17 protein-coding genes are annotated in these 22309 nt (G+C 36.5%); 7 read left to right on the forward strand and 10 right to left on the reverse strand.

What is annotated here, in order from left to right; all coding sequences use genetic code 11:
• Positions 1-224: 224 nt before the first annotated feature.
• The 6 genes from opp4A (ACFFIS_RS05035) to ACFFIS_RS05060 form a co-directional block, all read right to left on the reverse strand.
• On the reverse strand, positions 225-2066 hold the full coding sequence (gene opp4A / locus ACFFIS_RS05035) for an oligopeptide ABC transporter substrate-binding protein (RefSeq protein WP_390186418.1): 1842 nt from the start codon (positions 2064-2066) through the stop codon (positions 225-227).
• A 591-nt stretch (positions 2067-2657) separates the two neighbouring features.
• Positions 2658-4466 (reverse strand): oligopeptide ABC transporter substrate-binding protein, encoded by a 1809-nt coding sequence (gene opp4A, locus ACFFIS_RS05040; RefSeq protein WP_390186419.1) that lies wholly within the window; start codon positions 4464-4466, stop codon positions 2658-2660.
• A 56-nt stretch (positions 4467-4522) separates the two neighbouring features.
• Positions 4523-5458 (reverse strand): ABC transporter permease, encoded by a 936-nt coding sequence (locus ACFFIS_RS05045; RefSeq protein WP_390186420.1) that lies wholly within the window; start codon positions 5456-5458, stop codon positions 4523-4525.
• An 18-nt stretch (positions 5459-5476) separates the two neighbouring features.
• A complete protein-coding gene (gene opp4B, locus ACFFIS_RS05050; RefSeq protein WP_390186421.1) occupies positions 5477-6439 on the reverse strand; it encodes an oligopeptide ABC transporter permease in 963 nt (320 codons plus the stop codon).
• Positions 6440-6445: 6 nt separating this feature from the next.
• Complete coding sequence (locus ACFFIS_RS05055) at positions 6446-7378, reverse strand: ABC transporter ATP-binding protein (RefSeq protein ID WP_390186422.1); 933 nt, start codon at positions 7376-7378, stop codon at positions 6446-6448.
• Positions 7359-8387 (reverse strand): ABC transporter ATP-binding protein, encoded by a 1029-nt coding sequence (locus ACFFIS_RS05060; protein WP_390186424.1) that lies wholly within the window; start codon positions 8385-8387, stop codon positions 7359-7361. Before ACFFIS_RS05060 ends, ACFFIS_RS05055 begins: the two co-directional genes overlap by 20 nt.
• A 716-nt stretch (positions 8388-9103) precedes the next feature.
• Between ACFFIS_RS05060 and ACFFIS_RS05065 the strand changes: the two genes are divergently transcribed.
• Positions 9104-10261 carry an MFS transporter gene (locus ACFFIS_RS05065; protein ID WP_390186425.1) on the forward strand — a complete coding sequence of 386 codons (1158 nt, stop codon included), beginning with the start codon at positions 9104-9106 and terminating at the stop codon, positions 10259-10261.
• Positions 10262-10568: 307 nt separating this feature from the next.
• Here ACFFIS_RS05065 and ACFFIS_RS05070 read toward each other — a convergent pair whose 3' ends face one another.
• Positions 10569-12188 (reverse strand): glutathione ABC transporter substrate-binding protein, encoded by a 1620-nt coding sequence (locus ACFFIS_RS05070; RefSeq protein ID WP_390186427.1) that lies wholly within the window; start codon positions 12186-12188, stop codon positions 10569-10571.
• Positions 12189-12430: 242 nt separating this feature from the next.
• Here ACFFIS_RS05070 and ACFFIS_RS05075 point away from each other — a divergent pair, with 242 nt between their 5' ends.
• The 5 genes from ACFFIS_RS05075 (at position 12431) to ACFFIS_RS05095 (ending at position 17105) form a co-directional block, all read left to right on the forward strand.
• Positions 12431-13324 carry an ABC transporter permease gene (locus ACFFIS_RS05075; RefSeq protein ID WP_390186429.1) on the forward strand — a complete coding sequence of 298 codons (894 nt, stop codon included), beginning with the start codon at positions 12431-12433 and terminating at the stop codon, positions 13322-13324.
• Between the two features lie 14 nt (positions 13325-13338).
• On the forward strand, positions 13339-14295 hold the full coding sequence (locus tag ACFFIS_RS05080; protein WP_320380367.1) for an ABC transporter permease: 957 nt from the start codon (positions 13339-13341) through the stop codon (positions 14293-14295).
• Between the two features lie 62 nt (positions 14296-14357).
• Positions 14358-15392 (forward strand): ABC transporter ATP-binding protein, encoded by a 1035-nt coding sequence (locus tag ACFFIS_RS05085; RefSeq protein ID WP_390186430.1) that lies wholly within the window; start codon positions 14358-14360, stop codon positions 15390-15392.
• Positions 15367-16380 carry an ABC transporter ATP-binding protein gene (locus ACFFIS_RS05090; protein WP_390186431.1) on the forward strand — a complete coding sequence of 338 codons (1014 nt, stop codon included), beginning with the start codon at positions 15367-15369 and terminating at the stop codon, positions 16378-16380. The genes ACFFIS_RS05085 and ACFFIS_RS05090 overlap by 26 nt, the downstream gene beginning before the upstream one ends.
• 362 nt (positions 16381-16742) lie before the next feature.
• Positions 16743-17105: a VOC family protein gene (locus tag ACFFIS_RS05095; RefSeq protein WP_390186433.1), complete on the forward strand. Its 363-nt coding sequence runs from the start codon at positions 16743-16745 to the stop codon at positions 17103-17105.
• A 373-nt stretch (positions 17106-17478) separates the two neighbouring features.
• Here ACFFIS_RS05095 and ACFFIS_RS05100 read toward each other — a convergent pair whose 3' ends face one another.
• The 3 genes from ACFFIS_RS05100 to ACFFIS_RS05110 form a co-directional block, all read right to left on the reverse strand.
• On the reverse strand, positions 17479-17856 hold the full coding sequence (locus ACFFIS_RS05100) for a RidA family protein (protein WP_390186434.1): 378 nt from the start codon (positions 17854-17856) through the stop codon (positions 17479-17481).
• Positions 17850-19001: a glycerate kinase gene (locus ACFFIS_RS05105; RefSeq protein ID WP_390186436.1), complete on the reverse strand. Its 1152-nt coding sequence runs from the start codon at positions 18999-19001 to the stop codon at positions 17850-17852. The genes ACFFIS_RS05100 and ACFFIS_RS05105 overlap by 7 nt, the downstream gene beginning before the upstream one ends.
• 159 nt (positions 19002-19160) lie before the next feature.
• Positions 19161-20519, reverse strand: a complete 1359-nt coding sequence (locus ACFFIS_RS05110; RefSeq protein WP_390186438.1) for an MATE family efflux transporter — start codon at positions 20517-20519, stop codon at positions 19161-19163.
• 400 nt (positions 20520-20919) lie between these two features.
• On the opposite strand from ACFFIS_RS05110, the gene ACFFIS_RS05115 reads away from it, so the two are divergent.
• Positions 20920-22221, forward strand: coding sequence for a hypothetical protein (locus ACFFIS_RS05115; RefSeq protein ID WP_390186440.1), 1302 nt, complete (start codon positions 20920-20922; stop codon positions 22219-22221).
• Positions 22222-22309: the final 88 nt, after the last annotated feature.

Genomic DNA, 22309 nt, shown 5'->3' on the forward strand with positions numbered 1-22309 from the left:
ATTGTTTTAAAGTATATATTATTTTCTGATTAATGACAAGTCATTTTTTCACTATTTTTTATAGTTTTCTACTTTACCAAACTTTTCAAATAAATGGAGGAGGAATAAACCGTATATCGTACAAGGTTCTCACTATATTCTTTGTACTTAGTGGAAATGATATCCAGTTATATTTCCCCATGAAAAAAGGCCTACAATTTTCATTGTAGACCCTAAATTTCTCATTATTTCGCTTGTTCAGCTTTGTCTTGTGTTACACCAATTTGATATAAGTATGGTTCTGCATCTTCATCCGCAATCGAGTAGTTGACAATACGATTGTTAACCGGATTTAGCTCTGAACGATAAAGAGTTGGGAATACAGGTATTTCTTCCACCATTAACTCTTGCCACTCTTTATAAACCTTTTGACGATATTCAGTATCAAATGCCTTTTCAGATACACCTTCTTTTAGAAGTTCATCGTTTTTGTCGCTAGCATAGCGTGGGAAGTTATACATTGCATCACGGCCATATAAACCGGACGGGTCAACATCACTCGCTACACCCCATGCACCTGCATAAATATCTACATCTGGATCGTCTTTTCCACCTCTACCTACTCTATCGTAGAATGATTCAAATTCTTGTAAACGACCATCAAGTAATTGTACGTTAAGTCCAACGTTTTTCCATGCTTGGATGTAGTAATTTGCTAATGGCTCTGCAGTGTCTCCACCGGACATTGACGCAAAATTAATAACTAATTCATTTCCGTCTTTGTCTTCACGGATACCATCACCATCTACATCTTTATAACCTGCATCCTCTAATATTTGATTTGCCTTGTCAGGATCAAATGTCGGTGCTTCTACATCATCATCATGATATGCTGGATGTGAAGGAGGAATAAGCGTATTTGCTCCCCATCTTAGACCATGATAGAATTTCTTACCAACTAAATCATTATCAACTGCATACCACATTGCTCTTCTTAATTCAACGTCTGCCATTTTTGCATTTGGATCAGGTTTTACGACACCATTTTCCGCATCCCATGTACCTAGTTTAAATCCAACATAAGAGTAAGATAAGTCAATTTTACCTAACCATTGTACGTTTGACATATCTGCATTATCTGGATATTGGTCAGCTGGGAATTCACTAACTAAGTCTACTGAACCTTTTTCTAATTCTTTTACAACAACTGTTGGATCTACAACTTTGATCGTAACTTTATCCAATTGTGGCTTACCGCGCCAGTAATCATCATTTCTAACTAATGTCACAGCTTCACCCGGTACAATACTGTCTACTTTAAATGGTCCCATACCTACTGGGTTTTTACGCACAGCATCCGATGATGCCATTTTTGCAACTGGAATATCTTTAAAAATATGTTTTGGCATTGCATAAGTCCAAATACCACCAGTTAATAAAGAAGGGTTAGCTTCTTTGTATGTGATTCTCATTTGCTTATCATTTAATACTTCAATACCTGAAATGTGATCCGCTTTACCTGCGTGATAATCTTCCATACCTTCAATGATAGTAAAATCAGAATTATATCGAGAACCTTCATAATCTTTATGACCGATAATTTCATAAGAATATGCCCAGTCTTCTGCAGTTACAGGCTCACCATCTTGCCAGTTCACTTCATCACGAATTGTAAATGTAATAATATGATCATTATCTGGGTCTACTTCAAATGTAGCAGCACCACTTTGAGTGAAATTATAGTTTTCATCCATTCCTAATAATGATTCATCAAACCATTTAAGAATTTGCGAATCTGGATTTCCGTCATAGAAATTCCAGTTAAGCGTTCCACCAAATGGCGTGTCCGAAACTAAACCGAATGTAATTTCGCCACCATCCATTGCTTCCCCTTTGTTTTCTACAACCTTTGCAAAATCATCAATAGAGTATAATCCATCTTCATTTTCAGTCGATTTAGCTCCATCGTCCTTACCTTTATCCTTATCTTTATTAGCAGAATCATCATCTTTACCACAAGCTGATAATGCTAAAACTAGTACAAGCATCAGTGCTGCTAATACTTTTCCTACATTTGACTTTCTCATGCTGTCTCCTCCTATTTTTGTTTGTCCAACTATTCAGTTGAACTAGATTTATACTCATCATCTTTTTAGATGTTGGTACCGATTAATAAAACTGATTCAGTTATGAAGTACATCCACACGCATTATGTATGTGCCTCACCTCCTTAATTGAAATAACTTCGCATTACGTAACATCCAAAATTCACACCTTATTCTGAATTTAGTAGCTACAAGAAAGCAAAATCATACTCCAGCGGATTACTTTCATAAGAATTGACTTTATCAGTGGATTTTCAATTAACAAGTATTACATAAATTTTCAAACAATTTGACGTTAATGAATTTAGCTATATTGACATTATACAAGCCTTTTCAAAATAATGCTAGTAGTTTTTTAAAAAAAACAAAAAATATTATAGTTCATAAAAGCTTCACTATATTAGTATTCCGAATAATTACCATATATCATTTCGCAACCAAAATCCACCTTCGGTCAACAACCTTATTTAACGACACGAAATATAAGGAAATCAAATTATTCACATCTTTTTTAATAAAAAGAGGCCGACAAAAGGGGTCTGACCCCCTTTGTCTTAGCCTCTTTCCAATTACTTATTTCGCAAGTAACGGTTTTTCTTCTGACACACCAATTTGATATAGGTATGGTTCTGCATCTTCATCTGCAATTGAATAGTTCACTACGCGCTTGTTAACTGGAATTAAAGCAGCACGATATAGTGTCGGAATTAAAGGAATATCATCAACCATAAGTTGTTGCCATTCGTTATATACTTCTTGGCGATAATTTTGGTCAAATGCTTTATCAGATAGACCTTCTTTTAATAATTCATCATTTTTATCACTTGCATAACGTGAATAGTTAAACATGGAATCTCTACCCCAAAGGCCGGATGGATCCACATCACTTGCTACACCCCACGCACCCATGAAAATATCAATATCCGGATCATCTGCACGTACTCGATCATAGAACGAATTAAATTCCATGAGTCGACCATCTGTAAGTTGGACATTCAATCCTACATTTTTCCATGACTGGATATAGTAATTCGCAATCGGTTCAGCTGTATCTCCACCTGACATCGATGCAAAGTTGATCACCAATTTTTCTCCATTAGGATCTTCACGGAATCCGTCACCGTCAGTATCTTTGTAGCCAGCATCTTCTAAAATTTGTTTTGCCTTTTCAGGGTCGAACGTTGGCGCCTTAATTTTATCATCATGATAAAGCGGGTGTGAAGGCGGAATTAATGTATTTCCTCCCCAGCGAAGCCCATGATAAAACTTCTCCCCTACAGTATCATTATCTACTGCGTACCACATTGCTTCTCTTAAGTTCACATCAGCCATTTTCGCATTTGGATCAGACACTACTTCTTTTTTCTTTTTATCGTAATGACCTAATTTAAAGCCGATATAGGAGTATGCTAAATCAACTTTTCCTAACCAATCGACATTAGACATTTTTTCATTATCAGGGAATTGTTCGATAGGGAAACTATCCACTAAGTCAATAGAACCCTTTTCCAACTCTTTTACGACAACTGTCGGATCTACAGCTTTTATTGTTACTTTGTCAAGATTAGGTTCACCACGCCAGTAGTCTTTGTTTTTCTCTAATACGACTGACTCACCTGGAATAATACTTTTTACTTTAAATGGTCCCATACCGATTGGGTTTTTACGAACTGCATCTGAGGATGACATTTTCGCAACTGGGATATCCTTGAAAATATGTTTTGGTAATGCATAAGGCCAAACCCCACCATTAATTAATGATGGATTACCTTTTTCATATGTGATTTGTAACGTTTTATTATCGACAACTTTAATACCTGAAATTGTTTTAGACTTTCCTTTATGATAGGCATCCATACCTTCTATATTTGTAAAGGTAGAATCATATCGAACACCATCATAATCAGGGTGACCAATTACTTCGTAAGCGTAAGCCCAATCTTCAGCAGTTACCGGTTTTCCGTCCTGCCAATTTACGTTATCACGAATTTTAAATGTAAATGTGCGGTGATCATCGCTCACTTCATAGGTTGCTGCACCATCTTGTGTGTAATTATAGTTTTCATCCATTGATAATAGTGACTCATCAAACCATTTAATGATTTGCCAGTCAGGACTTCCACTATAGAAATTCGTATTCAATGTTCCTTCAAATGGGGTGTCTGTCACTAAACCAAAATTAAGTTCCCCACCTTTAATAGCCTCTTTTTTATTAGAGACCTCTTTAGTAAAGTCTTCGATGGAATATAGTCCATCTTCCGTCGTTTTATCGCTACCTTTATTATCTGATTCTGCTTTATCTCCTTTGCCACATGCAGATAAAGCAAGTAACAAAACAAGCATTAGTGCCATAAGCACTTTTCCAAGACGTAAATTTCTCATGTTTGTTCATTCCTCCTAGCTGTTTTCATTACGCTTGTTCATACGTATATGTTTCCTTAACCTCTTCTCTGTCTTGCGTCTGTTGCACGTTTTAACGCTTGTCCAACATTGTTCACACTTAACATGAGGACTAAAATTAAAATTGCAGCAGGCACCCAGATCCACCAACGATATTCTAATGTTTGTGGATTTGTTGCATAACTTAGTAATGTCCCTAAACTAGGTGTCGATTCCGGAAAACCAAAACCTAAGAAAGATAACCCTGATTCCAAGCCTATGTTTGCGGCTAGATTCAATGTCATGTTTACAATGATAATAGAACTTAAATTTGGTAATACTTGTGTAAACATAATCTTCAAATTCGAAGACCCAAGTGTTTTAGATGCCTGTACATAATCTAATTCCCTTTCCGCCAAAGCCTTTGAACGAATGAGCCTCGCAATACCCATCCATAAGAATGCGGTCATAATGAGGGAAAATGATACGATTGTATATTTCGGTACAATTGCAACGAATACAATAACAATCATTAAAAACGGCAAAATCATAAAGAAATCAAGTATGCGCATTAAAATATTATCAACTTGTCCACCGAAATACCCAGCAACAAGACCAAAGATAATACCAATTACACCCGTCATTAAGGTAACTAAGATACCTATTGATAAGGAGTTTCTCGTTCCAATAATTAGTTGTCCAAATATATCACGTCCACCATAATCTGTACCTAACCAAAATTCACTATTTGGCGCTTGGTGAATTGAAAATAAGTCAACCGTAACAATTTCATCTTGTTTTAAAATAAAGGAAATACCATAAACAAATGTTGTAATTAATATTAAAAATATCAAGGATACGAATGCTGTTTTATCACGAACAATTTCTCGCCATAAAATACGTAGGCCTGTAGGATTTTCCTCTTTGCTGCTTACATCAGCAGTTTCTACAACGACCTGTTCGTTTTGGGCGGTCACTGATTTGTCTTTTTCCATTTTTATTCACCTGCCTCACTATTTAATACGAATCCGCGGATCAACTAGACTTAAAATGATATCAGAAAGTAGTGCTCCTATAATTGTTGCACATCCATATAAAAGTACTAATGACGTCACAACTGTGTAGTCACGTGTTGTAATGGACTCTAAGAACAATTGTCCCATTCCTGGATATCCAAAAATCTTCTCAATAAATACAGTTCCACCAATAAGTCCCGTAAGTTCATAACCAAAGAATGCAGCTATCGGTAATAAAGAGTTACGGAAGATATGTCGATTATAAACACGTGACTCTGACGCACCCTTCGCTCTTGCAGTCAGTATAAAATCCTTCTGTTTCGTATCAATAATTTCATTTCGTAAGTATTGCACGGTACCAACTGTCGCAATTAAAGCAATGGACAATGCTGGCAGTAGCAAGTGATTGATTTTACTTAAGAAATATTCAAATGTTCCTGGGGTCAGTCCAGGTGAAACACTACCTCCTGTAGGGAATAGCCCAAGACTAAAACCAAAGAACCATAGCATGACGAGACCAAAAATAAATAATGGTGTCGCAAATCCAATATACGTATAACCAGTAATTGCACGGTCAATCCATGTATCGTGGTAACGTCCACTTATGATACCTAGTGGAATTGAAATTAAATAAATTAATAACAACGATAATAATGACAACCAAAATGTATTTACTATTCTGCCCCCGATTAATTCGGTTACAGGCATTTTATAACGGAATGATGTTCCTAAATCACCGTGGAATAGGTTTTTAACCCAATCAACATATTGTACATACCACGGATCGTTAAGGCCCATTTTTTCACGTAATTCTTCTAATCTTTCGGGGTCAACATTTGGATCAATCAGTCCAGATAAAGCATCCCCTGGCATAGCTTTTGCCATTAAGAAGACCAAAACACTTAATAATATTATTTGAGGAATCATGATCAATATACGGCGTACAGTAAATTTCCACATCTCTTATCAACCTTTCTCAGGCATCGCTACGAAATGCGTTTTTGTAAGTGGTTGCAAGTCATAAGCTAAGCCCTCTTCGTCAAAATAGTCATGATACGATTTCTCGTACTCTTCCTTCACTTCTTGACGGAATTTCGCATGTTCTTCCCGTCTTTTTGGATCAATATCCGGAATAGCTGCTACTAGACGTTTTGTATAAATATGTTGCGGATCTTTAAAGATTTCCTCTGTAGTACCCTCTTCTACATATCGGCCTTTATACATGATTCCAATATGACTACACATATGTTTAATTACGCCTAAATCATGGCTAATAAACAAGTAAGTTAAATCAAGTTCCTTTTGAATGTCTTGCATGAAATTTAATACTTGAGCTTGTACAGATACGTCAAGTGCGGAAACTGGCTCATCAGCAATAATTAATTTTGGTTTTAAGGCGATTGCCCGAGCAATTCCAATACGTTGACGTTGCCCACCTGAAAATTGATGAGGATATTTTTGAATACTTTCAGGACTAAGTCCAACCAATTCTAATAGTTCCTGCACACGTTTCTTTTCTTCTTTCTTTGATAAACTTTCGAAGTTCCGTAATGGCTCAGCAATAATGTCGTGTACCCTTTTTCGTGGATTCAATGAAGAATACGGGTCCTGGAAAATCATCTGCACATCTCGATGAAAGTCAGACTTGGACTTGCGAGCATTTGTAATATCTTTTCCTTCAAAGAGGACTTTTCCTGAAGTAATATTATTTAATCCGATAATTGCCCGACCTGTCGTCGTTTTACCAGAACCGGATTCTCCAACCAAACCGTACGTTGTTCCTTTTTCGATTGAAAGCGTAACACCATCCACCGCTTTGACGTGGTCTACTGTTCGTCCAAAAATACCACCTTTGATTGGGAAGTGAACTTTTAAATCTTCAACTTTCAGTATTGACACGACGCTCTTCCCCCTTTTCTACTGTCTCATCTGGAAAATGAAAATGTTCATAACATGTACACCGTACAAAATGTCCAGTTGAGATTTCATGAAGTTCTGGATTTTCTTCATGAGCAGATTGTTCAATCCATGGAATCCTTGCACTGAAGCGACAACCTTTTCGTGGAAGGTTTTGTAATGAAGGAACAATACCTTGGATAACATGTAATCTTGATTGGTCTTCTGTACTATTTGGTACAGAATTTAGCAATGAACGGGTGTAAGGATGTTTAGGATCTGTAAACAACGTATGCACATCGGCAATTTCTACAATTTGCCCCGCATACATTACTGCAACACGATCGGCCATTTCTGCAACGACTCCAAGATCGTGCGTAATTAAAATAATTCCTGCATCCATGTCTTCTTTTAATTGTTTTATTAAATCAAGTATTTGTGATTGGATCGTTACATCTAATGCTGTTGTTGGTTCATCTGCTATTAATAATTCAGGATTATTCGCAATCGCCATCGCAATTACAACACGCTGTCTCATCCCACCTGATAACTCATGTGGAAATTGACCATACACATGCTCTGGGCGCGGGATACCTACTTTATTCAATAACTCAATAACCTTGTTTTTACGTTCTACTTTGGAAACATCTTTATTATGCAATAAAATAGTTTCCGCAATTTGATCACCAATAATCATAAGTGGGTTTAATGCTGTTAATGGATCTTGGAATATCATCCCCATATCTTTCCCACGTAATTTATTCAACTCTGAAGGTGATACATTCGCGATATTTTGACCTTTAAATAAAATATCCCCTTCGATTTTTGCACGGTTATGCAACCCCATAACTGAAAAAGCTAATGCACTTTTTCCACATCCTGACTCTCCAACAATCGCAAGCACTTCATTTTTGTTTACACGAAGAGAAAGGTTATCAACCGCAGCGTAGTAATCATCTTTAATGCGGAATGAGGTTTTTAAATTTTTAATTTCAAGTAATGTATTTCCCAACTTGCATTCCTCCTGACCACTTTATCCCTATTTTTAGTAAGGGACTATGCACCATAGTATCTCCGAAAAAGACGATATCATCTAAAAAAAATAGCATCGCATCATCAGATATTAATACTACTTCATTCTTTAATATTCTGACAATTGATGGTAGTTATCGTCTACTTTTACACGCTTTTACACTGTGATTATCATGTATATTCTGATTATTTAGCGTTAATAAAATATAACTGTGATGAATATTATACTACTATTTTAAAATTAATGCATTACTTTTCTAAAAAAAATGTCGAATTATGGTATCTATAATTATTTATTTTCCGATAATTGCCATTTTAAAGGTTTTTAAAAAGCATTTATATCATTTTATGTTTTAATGGTCATTTTGTAAAGTATGATGTGCTTCTAACTTTACGCTTATTTAACGACGTTGAGTAAATTGAATATTACAAGTAGTTTAAAGTGCCATTTGTATAATTTGCACTTATTCCACTCATATTAGCGACGTACCAATGTCTCACTCGCTCCTAACTTACAATGAACCTAACGTCATTTCATTATCAATTTCGACCTATTTGCGATAATATTTAGGGTAACGAAATACTTTTAATGAAATAGAAAGAAGGGATTTTTTTATTTTAAGTAAAAATACATCAATAAGTCGAAATGTAACCATTATGTGGTTTGCAAACTTTTTTGTTGCAGGAAGCATGACGATGGTACTGCCATTTATCTCTTTATATATCCAGTCATTTGGCGATTTCTCATCTGGGTATGTGCAAAATTGGTCAGGTTGGATTTTTGGCATAACATTTGTTACTGCATTTATTTTCTCTCCTATATGGGGTAGATTTGGGGATAAATATGGGCGAAAGAAAATACTGATTTTCTTTGCAATCGGCCTTGGTTTATCTGTGTTCTTAATGGGGTTTGCTAAAAATGTATGGCAACTTTTTTCATTGCGTTTACTAATGGGAGTATTCACTGGGTTTATTCCAGTCTCGCAAGCACTTATTTCTACACAAACACCGAAACATATTGCCGGAAAGGTATTAGGTACATTACAAACAGGCAGTATTACGGGTACATTAATGGGACCATTATTAGGGGGAATTCTAGCTGATTATTTCGGTTTTGGAACTACCTTCAAATGGATTTCCATTACAATTTTCTTATCTGCAATTATTGTCTTTCTGGGAATAAAAGAAGAAACTTTAACATCCCATGATCAATCATCTAAACTAGTTTACACTCGAAAAGAAGTATTGCTCCATATTATAAGAAATCCAATTCTTCTTATGGTCATGCTTATTTCTGCCCTTGTGCAAATCGCTCACTTTAGTATTCAGCCTATTTTATCCTTGTATGTTGCAGAATTACACGGTCTAACCCAATTGGCCTTTTTCTCTGGGCTAGCTTTTTCCGCTGCAGGGCTAGGTAATTTATTAATGAGCAGACGTTGGGGAAAGCTTGGAGATCAATATGGTTATATAAAAATATTAATTATCTTGTTGTTTATGGCTGGGCTTGTATATTTACCCGGGGCATTCGTTACAAATATATGGCAATTGATATGTTTACGATTTCTACTTGGGGTTGCAATTGGTGGGATTATTCCGGTGCGTATTGCTTACATTAGGCAGGAAGCACCTTTAGCAATGCAAGGGGAAGTACTTGGATATAATACAAGTTTACGATTTTTTGGAAATATAATCGGACCGGCACTTGGAGGTATGTTATCGAGTTTATATGGGTTTTCTGCTGTTTTTTATGTTACAAGTGGGTTGCTACTTATAAGTGGTTGTCTCATGCTTTTTGCTTGGTATAAATATGAGTTGGCAAAGAAGCAGCAACATTCTTTGCCTATTCAATAAAAGAAAAACAAGGAGACTCGAAAAAGATAAAACACTTTTCCTCGTACGATGTATGTGCCGAAGTAATCTGTGGGAGGTCGGCTAAAAGCGGTCACGTCCTTGACTTCATCAACACAGCACATCCTGTGTGTCGGAGCTCATCAGCCGCCAACTTAAAATGTAGTGTTTTTCCGTAGCGATGTTAGTGAGGGTAGTTTTCACTACTGAACAGTTTAGGTTTGCTGGTCTATGCAATACTGTTTATGAAGCTAATCAAAGTAAAGAAGGTTACCATATCTCGTATGGCAACCTTCTTTTTTATCATATCTTATTCTTCAAGCGTTACATTTTGTAACACTAATGTTTGTGTTGGTAGCTGTTCTAAACCTTTTACTTTATCGCTAACACCTAATAAAAACTCTGAGTGGTGTAGATAGAGCATTGGTGCTACTTCAGCTAACTTTTCTTGAATTTCTTTATACAATGCTTTTCGCTCTTCAGGATCTGGGTTTTTACGAGCATCATCTAATAATTTATCTAGTTCAGCATCTTTAGTAAATGTACGGTTTCCTGGGTCACCTATGTTATCAGAGTGGAACAATGCATATAGACCGTAATCTGCATCCCCCGTAACAGTTGACCAACCAAGTACGAACATATCATGCTCTCCAGCTGCAGTCTTTTCTAAGTATGCTCCCCACTCAAGAACTTGTACGTCTACTTCGATACCAAATTCTTTTAACTGTGATTGCACGTTAACTGCCGCATCCTCACGTTCACGACTATCATTCGTCCATAAAGTTGTTTTAAATCCATCTTCATATCCTGCTTCTTTCAACAACTCTTTCGCTTTTTCAGGATCATATTCTAATCCATCTACACTATCATCATAACCAAATACTGGTGGTGCTAGTGGACCTATAGCCGGAATACCGACACCATCATAGATACCATCAATAATTTGACTCTTATCAATTGCCATATTGATAGCCTGGCGAACTTTGGGATCATCAAATGGTTCCTTTTCCATATTAAATCCGATATACGATAAACTTACACTACTTTGTCTTGGCACAGATAATCCATCTGTATTTTCCACTTGATCAACATCAGAAGGACTTACTGGGTCAGCAATGTGAATATTACCCGTAATTAAATCCGCAATACGCGTTTGGTCCTCATTAATAACTTTAAATGTAACAGAGTCTAATTTTACTTTATCGCCCCAATAGTCATCATTACGAACGATTTTTACTTCTTGACCAGGTTTCCATTCTTCAAATTTGAAGTAACCTGTCCCAATTGGTTTCTCATTAATAACAGTACCTGGTTCTTTTCCATCTTCCATCGCTTCATAGTCTTCTTTAATAACATCTAGTGATACCATTCCACCACCACTATGAGCTAAATGCGAAGGTAATGGCGCAAATGGATATTCAGTTACGAACTGAACTGTATGATCATCTACTACTTTAACTTCCGTCACCATCGTATATAAAAATCCTTTAGGTGAACCAACCTTTTCATCTAGTATTCTTTCAATATTTGCTTTTACTACTTCAGCGTTAAAGTCTGAACCATCATGGAATTTAACATCATCACGAAGTTTAAACTCCCAAACATTATCTTCTACAGCTTCCCACTCTGTAGCTAGATTTGGTTCTACTTCCATATCAGCATTTAATTTAACTAGTTTTTCAAAAATATTTTCTTGGACGTTAGCAGACGGTTGATCGTTTTGACCTGCTGGATCAAGCGTTACGATATCTGAAGTGTTCGCAATAATTAAGTCTCCTCCTTCAGAACCTTCCGCGCTATCACTATCATTTCCTTCGTTTCCTTTATTTCCTCCACTATCTCCATCACCTGATCCTGCACAACCAACTAGAATAATGCTTCCAAGCAATGAAAATACAAGAAGAATTAATAGCTTCTTAAAATTCTTCAACACTCATACCCCCTGTTTTAGTTATTTGGAATGAAAAGAATTATATATTAATATATCTCATTACAAATGAAATTACAAGACAATTATAAATTTTTACGTTTGTATATTTAACACAAAATGATATAATAAGTTAAAATAAAACAGGTATTCTAAATTTAGTAGACATTTATCGACAGTATTCTACATTTTTCCGCATCCACACTTTAATTACTACATAACAAATTAGAAAGGGTGTCATCTTTATGGGAGAACCAGCAGTGGATACAACACTGACGCAAAAGCCAGTCAATCCACGTCTTCGCAGCATTAAAATCTTCTTTACGAAATTGAGAAAGAACAAGGCAGCCATGTTTGGTGGATTTTTAATTTTATTTTTTATTGTCGTTTCCATTATCGGGCCATTTATTACCCAATATGATCCGGATCTTGGGGATGTAAAAAATAAGCTTGCAACATCTTCTTCCGATCATTGGTTTGGTACTGATCATCACGGGCGAGATATATTTACCCGCGTGATCCATGGTATGCATCTCACATTAATTGTTGGCTTTTCTTCCGTTATACTCGGCGCAACTGCAGGAGTCTTATTGGGGATTGTCTCTGGCTATTATGGAGGGAGAATAGATTCCTTCATTATGAGATGTATGGATGTGTTACTAGCATTTCCTGGTATTTTACTAGCTTTAGCTATCGTTAGTGTGCTTGGTGGGAGCACGAAGAATGTTATCATTGCTGTCGCTATTTTTTCAGTGCCTGTATTTGCAAGAATCGTTCGCGGTTCAACACTTGCGGCTAGGAAATTAGAATACGTTGATGCCGTAAAAGCTTTAGGTGCAAGTGATATAAGAATTATATTTAAGCACATTTTGCCAAACGTTTCTTCACCAATTATCGTACAAGCTACGTTAAATATTGCTACAGCTGTCTTAACAGCAAGTGGGCTATCATTTCTTGGCTTGGGTGCTCAGCCACCTACACCTGAATGGGGAGCGATGTTGAGTGATGGAAGAAACTACTTATTTAAAGCACCACATGTTGCCTTTTATCCTGGAATGATGATTGTGCTAGTCGTACTTGCTTTTAATATTCTTGGTGACGGATTAAGAGATGCACTTGATCCAAAAACAAAAAACTAGAGAGGAGTGCACATATGCTAAGATATATCGTTCGTAGACTTATTCAAACCATACCTGTATTCATCGGCGTTACGATTCTTGTATTTTCGTTGATGCACTTTATTCCAGGTGACCCTGCACAAATTATGGCTGGGGAATCTGCACCAAAAGAGCAAGTAGAAAACATTCGGGAACGACTTGGTTTAAATGATCCATACCCCGTACAATATTGGAATTACGTAAGTAAAGTTGTACAAGGTGATTTAGGTACTTCCATTCGTAATGGAAGAGATGTGACGGAGGAAATTAGCGGTCGATTTTGGGTCACTGTTGAACTGGCAATTTATAGTACGATTTTAAGTGTCTTTTTAGGTTTGATAGCCGGAATTGTTTCCGCCACGCGAAAATATTCGTGGAAAGACGTCTCGTTAATGGTGATCGCACTATTTGGCTTATCTATGCCAAACTTTTGGCTTGGATTAATGCTCATTAAATGGTTTGCAATTGGAATTGATTTGCCATCTTGGATTCCATTTATAAGTAATACGAGTTGGTTTAAACCTTCAGGTTGGGGCTCCTTCCAACAGGTCATCCTACCTGTCATCACGCTAGGTACAGGTGGTGCAGCAATTATTGCTAGAATGACACGATCAAGTATGTTAGAAGTAATTGATCAAGATTATATCCGTACTGCAAGAGCAAAAGGGGCAAAGGAACGTGTTGTCATTTACCAACACGCATTGAAAAATGCCCTTATACCCGTTGTAACCGTTGTTGGACTTCAATTTGGTGGACTGCTTGGTGGTGCAGTATTAACAGAAACAGTCTTTGCGATTAATGGATTAGGTAAATTAATTATTGATGCCATTACTGCACGTGACTTCCCAATCGTACAAGGTGGCGTACTCGTTGCATCCTTATTATTCGTAGTCGTGAACTTAATTGTTGACATTACATATCGATTTTTAAATAAACGTGTTGATTTAAATTAATGGAAATGAAGGAAACGCGGTTAAAAACGTTAGCTTAATAGAAAAAAGAGGTGAGCGAAACTATGTCTATCACAGAAACATCATCTGAAACAATATTAAAGGTAGAAAACTTACAAACTTCCTTTTTCACAGGTAAAACAGAAGTAAAAGCTGTAGATGGTGTATCCTTTTCCATCCCAAAAGGAAAAACAGTTGGCGTCGTTGGTGAGTCTGGTTCCGGAAAAAGCGTCACATCCTTATCAATCTTACAATTAGTTGACGAGCCGGGGAAAGTAGTCGGTGGTGAACTATTATTCAAAGGAGAAGACTTACTTAAAAAGACAGAAGCTGAAATGAGGAAAATTCGCGGAAAAGAAATATCAATGATTTTCCAAGAACCAATGACTTCTTTGAATCCTACATTTACTATCGGTCATCAAATTAGTGAGTCGTTTCGTATTCATGAACGATTAGGTAAGAAAGAGGCATTAAAACGCTCCATTGATATGTTAAAAGTAGTCGGTATTCCCTCACCTGAAAAACGGGTGCATCAATATCCACATGAACTATCTGGTGGAATGCGACAACGGGTAATGATTGCGATTGCCTTGGCTTGTAACCCAGAATTGCTTATTGCAGATGAACCGACTACAGCTTTAGATGTGACTATTCAGGCGCAAATTTTAGAATTAATCAAAGACTTACAAAAACAATTTCAAATGTCTGTCTTATTAATTACACATGATCTTGGTGTTGTCGCAGAGACATGTGACTATGTTGCCGTCATGTATTGTGGGAAAGTTGTGGAGTATGCAGATGTAAAAACAATATTTAAAAATCCACAACACCCATACACTGTTGGATTATTAAACTCCTTACCAGCACACGATCGAGATATTGAAGGAGATTTACCTGTTATAAAAGGAATGGTTCCAAATCCAACTGAAATGCCTAAAGGTTGTCGTTTTGCACCACGTTGCCCGTTCGCAAGTGATATTTGCAAAACATTACCAGACCTTGTAACAGATGAAAATGGCAATCAAATTCGTTGTTGGATTTATTCAGATCAATGGGATGGCGAGCCGGAGGTGAATGTATATGCAGAAAGAACTACTTAAAGTAACCGATTTAAAACAATACTTTCCTATCAAAGGTGGATTTTTAGGACGAACGGTTAACCATGTTAAAGCAGTGGATGGCATTACATTTCACGTAAATGAAGGGGAAACATTAAGCATTGTTGGAGAATCTGGTTGCGGAAAGTCAACGACTGGTCGTTCCATTTTACGATTAGATGAACCAACATCAGGTGAAGTCATTTTTAACGATACTGATTTACTAAGCTTATCAAAAAGAAAAATGCGCAGTGTTCGAAAAGACTTACAAATTATTTTCCAGGATCCATATGCTTCCTTAAATCCACGTATGACGGTGAGACAGATTTTGAGTGAAGCAATGAATATCCAAAAAGTAGTCCCCAAAAAGGAACAGGAAAACAAAATTTTAGAATTACTAGATATTGTTGGGCTTGGCGCACACCAGATTGACAGATACCCACATGAATTTAGTGGGGGCCAACGTCAGAGAATTGGAATTGCTCGAGCTCTTTCAGTTGATCCTAAATTAATTATTTGTGATGAAGCTGTATCTGCACTTGATGTATCGATACAAGCACAAGTATTAAATTTATTGAAGAAGTTACAGCGTGAGTTTAAATTTACGTACTTATTTATTTCTCATGACCTTGGAGTTGTGCGACATATTTCCGATCGTGTTATCGTCATGTATTTAGGTAAAATTGTGGAGATTGCAGATAAAAAGTCTTTATTTACAAATCCACAACACCCTTATACGATTTCACTTTTATCAGCAATTCCAAGCCCTGATCCTGAGAAAAAGCGTGACCGTATTATTTTAAAAGGAGATGTCCCATCGCCAATTGACCCACCAACTGGTTGTCGCTTTCATACAAGATGTCCATTTGCAACGGAGAAATGCGTGACAGACGTTCCTGAATTAAGAACAACCAATCTTATGGAGGGCGGGCATCAAGCAGCCTGCCATTACTTAGAAGAAATAAAAGAAGGTATCATGCAACCGACATAATGGGTTTTTGCGTACAATGTTTCAATAAATATAAAATTATATCCTAAAAAGTAGAGCCATATGAAATCAAGGTATGTACATTGATTTCATATGGTCTTTTCAATTTTAAGAGCACTAAGATTTTTTACATGAAAAGAAAACTATTTCGGATAGTTTATATTTGTGATAACTTTCTTCCATTTAAAGAACCCTTTGAAGAGCATATCATAGCCGCTATATAAATAATAGTTATCAATTAGTATATAAAATAGGTATTTTACTTATTGATATGAAAAACATAAAATATATAGGAAGCATATCATTTCATATCGAAGGAATTTTATTATAGGTTACAAATTCTCATTATAAATGGAGGGGATTTTATGATTCTTGGTTTACATCACGCACAGATTACGATTCCAACAGGTGCTGAAGAAGAGGGTAAAAAATTTTATTGCGGAATTCTCGGTTTACCTGAGAAGGAAAAGCCTGCATCCCTAAAGGGACGTGGAGGATTTTGGTTAGAGGTTGGAGATAGAGATGTACATGTAGGTACGGAGAACGGGTTTGACCGATTAACAACAAAAGCCCATTTAGCTTACCAAGTGAAGGATATATCATACTGGAAAGATGTATTAAAGCAACATCATATTCAAATAGTCGAGGGAGTACCGATACCAGGCTTTGAACGCTTTGAGTTCAGAGACCCATTCGGAAACAGAGTCGAAATGATTCAGGCAACTTAAATATTTCATCATTCGTTTATGAGACAAAGATAAATAATAAGGTTGGGACAAACAGGGAGGGTCAGACCCTTATGTCCCAGCCTTTTGTATGTGATTTGCGCTGTGAATTCAATTGTTGTTTATGTTTATCAAATAAAGCGTGTAAGTCCATTAGTTTATCAACTATCCTTAAGCGAAACTTACTGTCAAATGTGCGAGCAACAAATGAGGATTGAAATAATCTCATTGTCATCTATATAAACACACCTTCGACAGCAATCCTGTTTTTTCATTGCCCAGGAAATATATTTTGTCGAATGATGAGGATGTTCACACACTTCATCGTATTCAGCTCCCCTACTTATTCATTACAAGTAAAGTAAGCTGGGCAGATTTAGCCATTATATACGACAACATCCATTTCTACTAATACATCTTTTGGCAACCTACTTACTTCAACAGTTGCACGAGCCGGATAAGGCTCTGTTAAGTAACTCGCATATATTTCATTTACGACAGCAAAATTATCCATAGATGACAAGTAAATCGTGAATTTCACGACTTTCGAAAAATCTGTACCTGCTTCAGCTAAAATAGCTTTCAAATGATTTAATACTTGTTTTGTTTGGGCTTCAATACCCGCTACTACTTCTCCCGATTTTGCATCTACCCCAATTTGGCCAGAAACAAAAATAAAGTCCCCTGCTTGAATTGCTTGTGAATAAGGCCCAATAGCTGCTGGTGCCACCTCTGCGTGAATCTCTTTTAACATGTTTCATTTCTCCCCTCGATAAAGTCTACAATCATTTGCCTAGTTTGATTATATAATAAACTTTCTGCTTGTTCCATCGCTTGCTTTACAGACATACTTTCATTCTTTAATTCATAAAGCCTTGTATAATAATCCTGTATGTTTTCCCTTCCTTCAATCGTACCAGATACTAAACATACTTGTTTTCCATGCATATTCGCTAATTTTGCAACATAGAACGGTACTTTTCCTAGTAAAGTTTGCGCATCACTCTTTCCCTCTCCTGTAATAACGAGATCCGCATCTTGAATTTCTCCTCCTAGCCCCATCATTTCACCAATCAAGCTTGCACCTGAATACTGTCTTCCGCCTAATAAACGAAAGGCATATCCTAATCCTCCTGCCGCACCAGTGCCTGACTGTTTATGTATGTTGATAAAATGTGGATAACTTTGTTCCATCACATGGCAAAAGTTCGCTAATCCTTCATCTAAACTCTTTATTTGCTCCGCTGTTGCTCCTTTTTGTGGGCCATAAACTTCACTTGCTCCTTGTTTGCCTAAAAGCGGATTTGTAACATCTGTTGCAATTTGAAAGGTGCACGTCCCCAATCGATCCATAACCGGATCTATGTTTACTGATTTGATTGTTAACAAACCTTTGCCATATTTACTTATCATTTGTTTTACTTTATCTCGGATGTCAGCACCTAATGCCAATAGCATACCTATACCACCATCATTAGTTGCACTTCCGCCAAGCGCAATGATGAACTTTCTTATTCCACTATCTAAAGCTATTTGTATTGCCTCTCCAATACCATACGTCGTCATGTTAAGGGGATTCCTATTCTGCTCTGGTACATGTGTTAGTCCGGCGATTTTTGCTATTTCGATGAGTGCCGTCTCTTCATTCATGACACCCATAGATGTATCAATCTTTTTACCATGAGGACCCGTCACGCAAATTGGAACCTTCTCTACGGAAGGCATTGCATAAGAAATGACATCAAGCGTACCTTCTCCCCCATCTGCCATTGGCATTTCAACAATATCCGCATAGGGAAAAACATCCTGTATGGCAGATTTCATCACTTTTATTGCATCTATCTGCGTTAAGCTACCTTTATAAGCGTCCAATGCTAATATAATTTTGATTTTCAACACCACCTATCCACATGATGTAATCTTTACACACTGTCCACAGAGTTATACACAGGTTTCCCGTCGAAATTTGCGTATTTCTGTCTACATTTTGTATGAATTCATTTTGATGACCACAAAATATGGAGTTATCCTCAATACTATGCACAGCTTGTGGATATGTCATTGTGTAGAAGTCTGCTGTTTTTGTGTAAACAACTTCTTTTCACGCCATTTTCCAAAACGAAAGTATAGAAATGCAATGATACTACTTATCATAAAACTCGCACCCATTCCCATCGCAATTCCCTTCTCTCCAAAAAGATTTGAAAACCATGTTGTGAAAGGAAAACGTAATACCCAAAATGAGATGATATTTAATAATAAAACTTGATACATCGCACCAGCTGCCCGAACAATACCATTTAATATGAAGTTAATGCCAAGAAATGGATACGTTAAAGCAATAATCTGCAAATAAACAGTCCCAAATGTAACGGCGTCAACATCTTGAATAAATAATTGGATTCCATACTGTGCAAGAACAACTACAAGTAAACCAATAACAAACATAATGCAAAAATTATAGATAACACCGTAATTGGCGATTTTTCGTACACGTTCCCAATTTTGTACGCCAATATTTTGACCAGCCATACTACTAACCGCAGTACTTAATGCTTGTGCAGGTAACATAATGATACTATCCAATCTTTGGGCAGCACTGAATCCACCAACAACATGGGCACCAAAACCTGTTACGACGCTCATAATCGCTGCAGACCCAGCAGATATTACTGCCATTTGTAATCCTGCTGGTATTCCCAAGTTTAATATCAACCTAATGTCGCGAGCTGCTGGTACATACGGAATAGTAAATGGTGCCAGTTTTCGATATAATACATAAATCAAACCATATAAAAAGGCAATACCTTGAGATAAAATCGTCGCATATGCTGCACCCTTTACTCCCAAATTAAATACAGCAATAAACAAAGGATCGAGGACAATATTTAAAAGTACCGCAATAAGCACAAAGCGCATCGGTGTTTTACTATCACCTAACGCACGCAGCACTGTGCTTATAAAGTTATATCCAAACAAAAAGAGAATGCCAATGAAATTGATTTGTAAATATGAGGTGGCACTCGAAAGCATCGTGCTCGGCGTACCTAATAATGTCAAGAGTCCTTCAGAGAAAATGAAGCCTACCACACCTAATCCGATAGACATAACAGTTAAAATTACAACAAAGGCATTTAAATACCTTTTCAATCCCGCTTCATCTTTTCGACCTTTTTGCTGGGATAGAATTGTTAAGGCAGCATTATTAAGGCCAATAACAAAAGACAGCATTGTAAATACAATTGTTCCTGAAACTGCGACAGCACCTAATGATGTTGCCCCTAATAAATTTCCAACCCACAAACTATCCACGATTTGATAAGAAATTTGTAATAAATTCGTTAACATAATGGGTCCAGAGAATACAATGAGTTGCTTGAATATATTCCCCTGGGTAAAATCACGTTGTCCCGACATATGTATCATTCCTTAGCCCTTATAATCCCCTTCATTGTAACATGTGTAGTCACTCTACTGTGTAGAGAAGACGTAATTAGTAGCGATGTTCGACCCTCTCCACTAATATAAATAGAACGAATCAGGCTTTTACTCGTTTTTGATTTCTCGTTTATCAAAGGTAGACTCCTCGAATCCTTGATGTGATAGTTTCACAGTAAATTTTGCGATAAAAAACTCATTCAAATAAAGAATATTTTTGATTCTCCTCTTGACAATTTTTAGAAAATTCAATATGATAATATTTATATAGTTAGATTATTTTTAAATATCTTAAACTAGGCTATCATTTTTATTCTGAAAATATGGACTTATTTAACTATTATTTATACCGTTAATGATATGACCGGAGGAGAAAAAGATGACTGTAAAGGTTGCTGTGTTTGGAAGAGAGGAGATTATTAATCGTGTGCAAGCTTTAATTGAAATGAAAGGCAATATTGAAATGATTCCATTTCCTTATCATGAAGCAATAGAAACACGCGAACTAATAGAAAGAGCTGTCATGTGTGATGTTTATCTATTTACCGAGGCACTTTCCTATTTATTTGTAAAGGATAAAATCGAGGTAAAACGTTTACCTACTATTAATGTTGAACTAGATGAATATGCGATTCTAACATCTTTTTATCACCTTGTATATGATAAGAAAGAAGCGATAGACCGAATTTCAATTGATTTGTTAGAAGTTTGTCATGTGGAAGAGGTATTACAAGAGCTTAAACTAACAAATCGAAATGTGTATACATATAGTTATGGTCATCTTCCCTTAGATCAAATTGACAGCATTATTTTTCACCATAAAAACTTATGGGATAACGATAAGATTGATTATGTTTTAACATCAAGTCATGAAGTTTCCTTAAGATTAACCAATATGGACATTCCGAATTACTATATGCAAATACCTCAAGCAAACCTCGAACATGCTTTAAAGAGGGCAAAGTCCATGATTGCCTTAAATAAAAGTATTAGTTCGCAAATTGTCGCAGGTTATGTACGATTAAAGGATCAGCATCCAACGAGTAAAAAGGGGCGGGACGAACAAGATAAAATATATAAAAACTTACATGTGATTCTAAAGAGATTTGCCCAAAAGACATATGCCTCCTTACTAACCGATGATAAAAATAACTATATTATTTTTGGTACACGAGGGGTACTTGATCACATTACGAATCACTTTCGAACCTTTCCATTGCTAGAAGAAATAGAAGAGACATTAGATATACCAGTTGAAATAGGTTTTGGCTTAGGCTTAACAGCAAAGCAAGCAGAAAAACATGCACAACTAGCACTTGAAACGTGTAGCAAGGACCCTGTAAGCTGTTGTTACATTGTCAACGACCGCCAAGAAACGATTGGTCCAATTGGGGTAAAACGAAAGATTGATACATCAAAACTGTATCGGGCATTAATTCATCAGGCACGCCTGAATAATGAGCTATCATATAATTTTATTGATTTTATTACACTAAGAAATAATGAGCCTTTTTCTTCACACGACGTGGCACAATATTATCAAGTTACAAAACGTAGCGCAGAACGGACAATTAATAAATTACTCTCCGGACAGGTCATTAAAGTTGTTGGTGAGGAAAAGCCATATGTAAAAGGAAGACCGAGAAAGCTATTTCAAATAGATATCGGAATTAGCTCTTAACAAAAGCGAAAGGCTTAGATTAATAGTAAATATGAGATTAGGTGGTTACCTCGAAGGATAAAATAAAACGCTATTCTTCGGGGTAACT

Source organism: Paracerasibacillus soli (genome assembly GCF_042432965.1).
GTDB lineage: Bacteria > Bacillota > Bacilli > Bacillales > Amphibacillaceae > Paracerasibacillus > Paracerasibacillus soli.

What these genes read in the sequence shown, in the direction of transcription:
- opp4B (WP_390186421.1), bottom strand. Translation starts at nt 6,439, where the DNA reads ATGTGGAAATTTACTGTACGCCGTATATTGATCATGATTCCTCAAATA.
- opp4A (WP_390186419.1), bottom strand. Translation starts at nt 4,466, where the DNA reads ATGAGAAATTTACGTCTTGGAAAAGTGCTTATGGCACTAATGCTTGTT.
- ACFFIS_RS05075 (WP_390186429.1), top strand. Translation starts at nt 12,431, where the DNA reads ATGGGAGAACCAGCAGTGGATACAACACTGACGCAAAAGCCAGTCAAT.
- ACFFIS_RS05080 (WP_320380367.1), top strand. Translation starts at nt 13,339, where the DNA reads ATGCTAAGATATATCGTTCGTAGACTTATTCAAACCATACCTGTATTC.
- opp4A (WP_390186418.1), bottom strand. Translation starts at nt 2,066, where the DNA reads ATGAGAAAGTCAAATGTAGGAAAAGTATTAGCAGCACTGATGCTTGTA.
- ACFFIS_RS05095 (WP_390186433.1), top strand. Translation starts at nt 16,743, where the DNA reads ATGATTCTTGGTTTACATCACGCACAGATTACGATTCCAACAGGTGCT.
- ACFFIS_RS05115 (WP_390186440.1), top strand. Translation starts at nt 20,920, where the DNA reads ATGACTGTAAAGGTTGCTGTGTTTGGAAGAGAGGAGATTATTAATCGT.
- ACFFIS_RS05085 (WP_390186430.1), top strand. Translation starts at nt 14,358, where the DNA reads ATGTCTATCACAGAAACATCATCTGAAACAATATTAAAGGTAGAAAAC.
- ACFFIS_RS05100 (WP_390186434.1), bottom strand. Translation starts at nt 17,856, where the DNA reads ATGTTAAAAGAGATTCACGCAGAGGTGGCACCAGCAGCTATTGGGCCT.
- ACFFIS_RS05045 (WP_390186420.1), bottom strand. Translation starts at nt 5,458, where the DNA reads ATGGAAAAAGACAAATCAGTGACCGCCCAAAACGAACAGGTCGTTGTA.
- ACFFIS_RS05090 (WP_390186431.1), top strand. Translation starts at nt 15,367, where the DNA reads ATGTATATGCAGAAAGAACTACTTAAAGTAACCGATTTAAAACAATAC.
- ACFFIS_RS05110 (WP_390186438.1), bottom strand. Translation starts at nt 20,519, where the DNA reads ATGTCGGGACAACGTGATTTTACCCAGGGGAATATATTCAAGCAACTC.
- ACFFIS_RS05065 (WP_390186425.1), top strand. Translation starts at nt 9,104, where the DNA reads ATGGTACTGCCATTTATCTCTTTATATATCCAGTCATTTGGCGATTTC.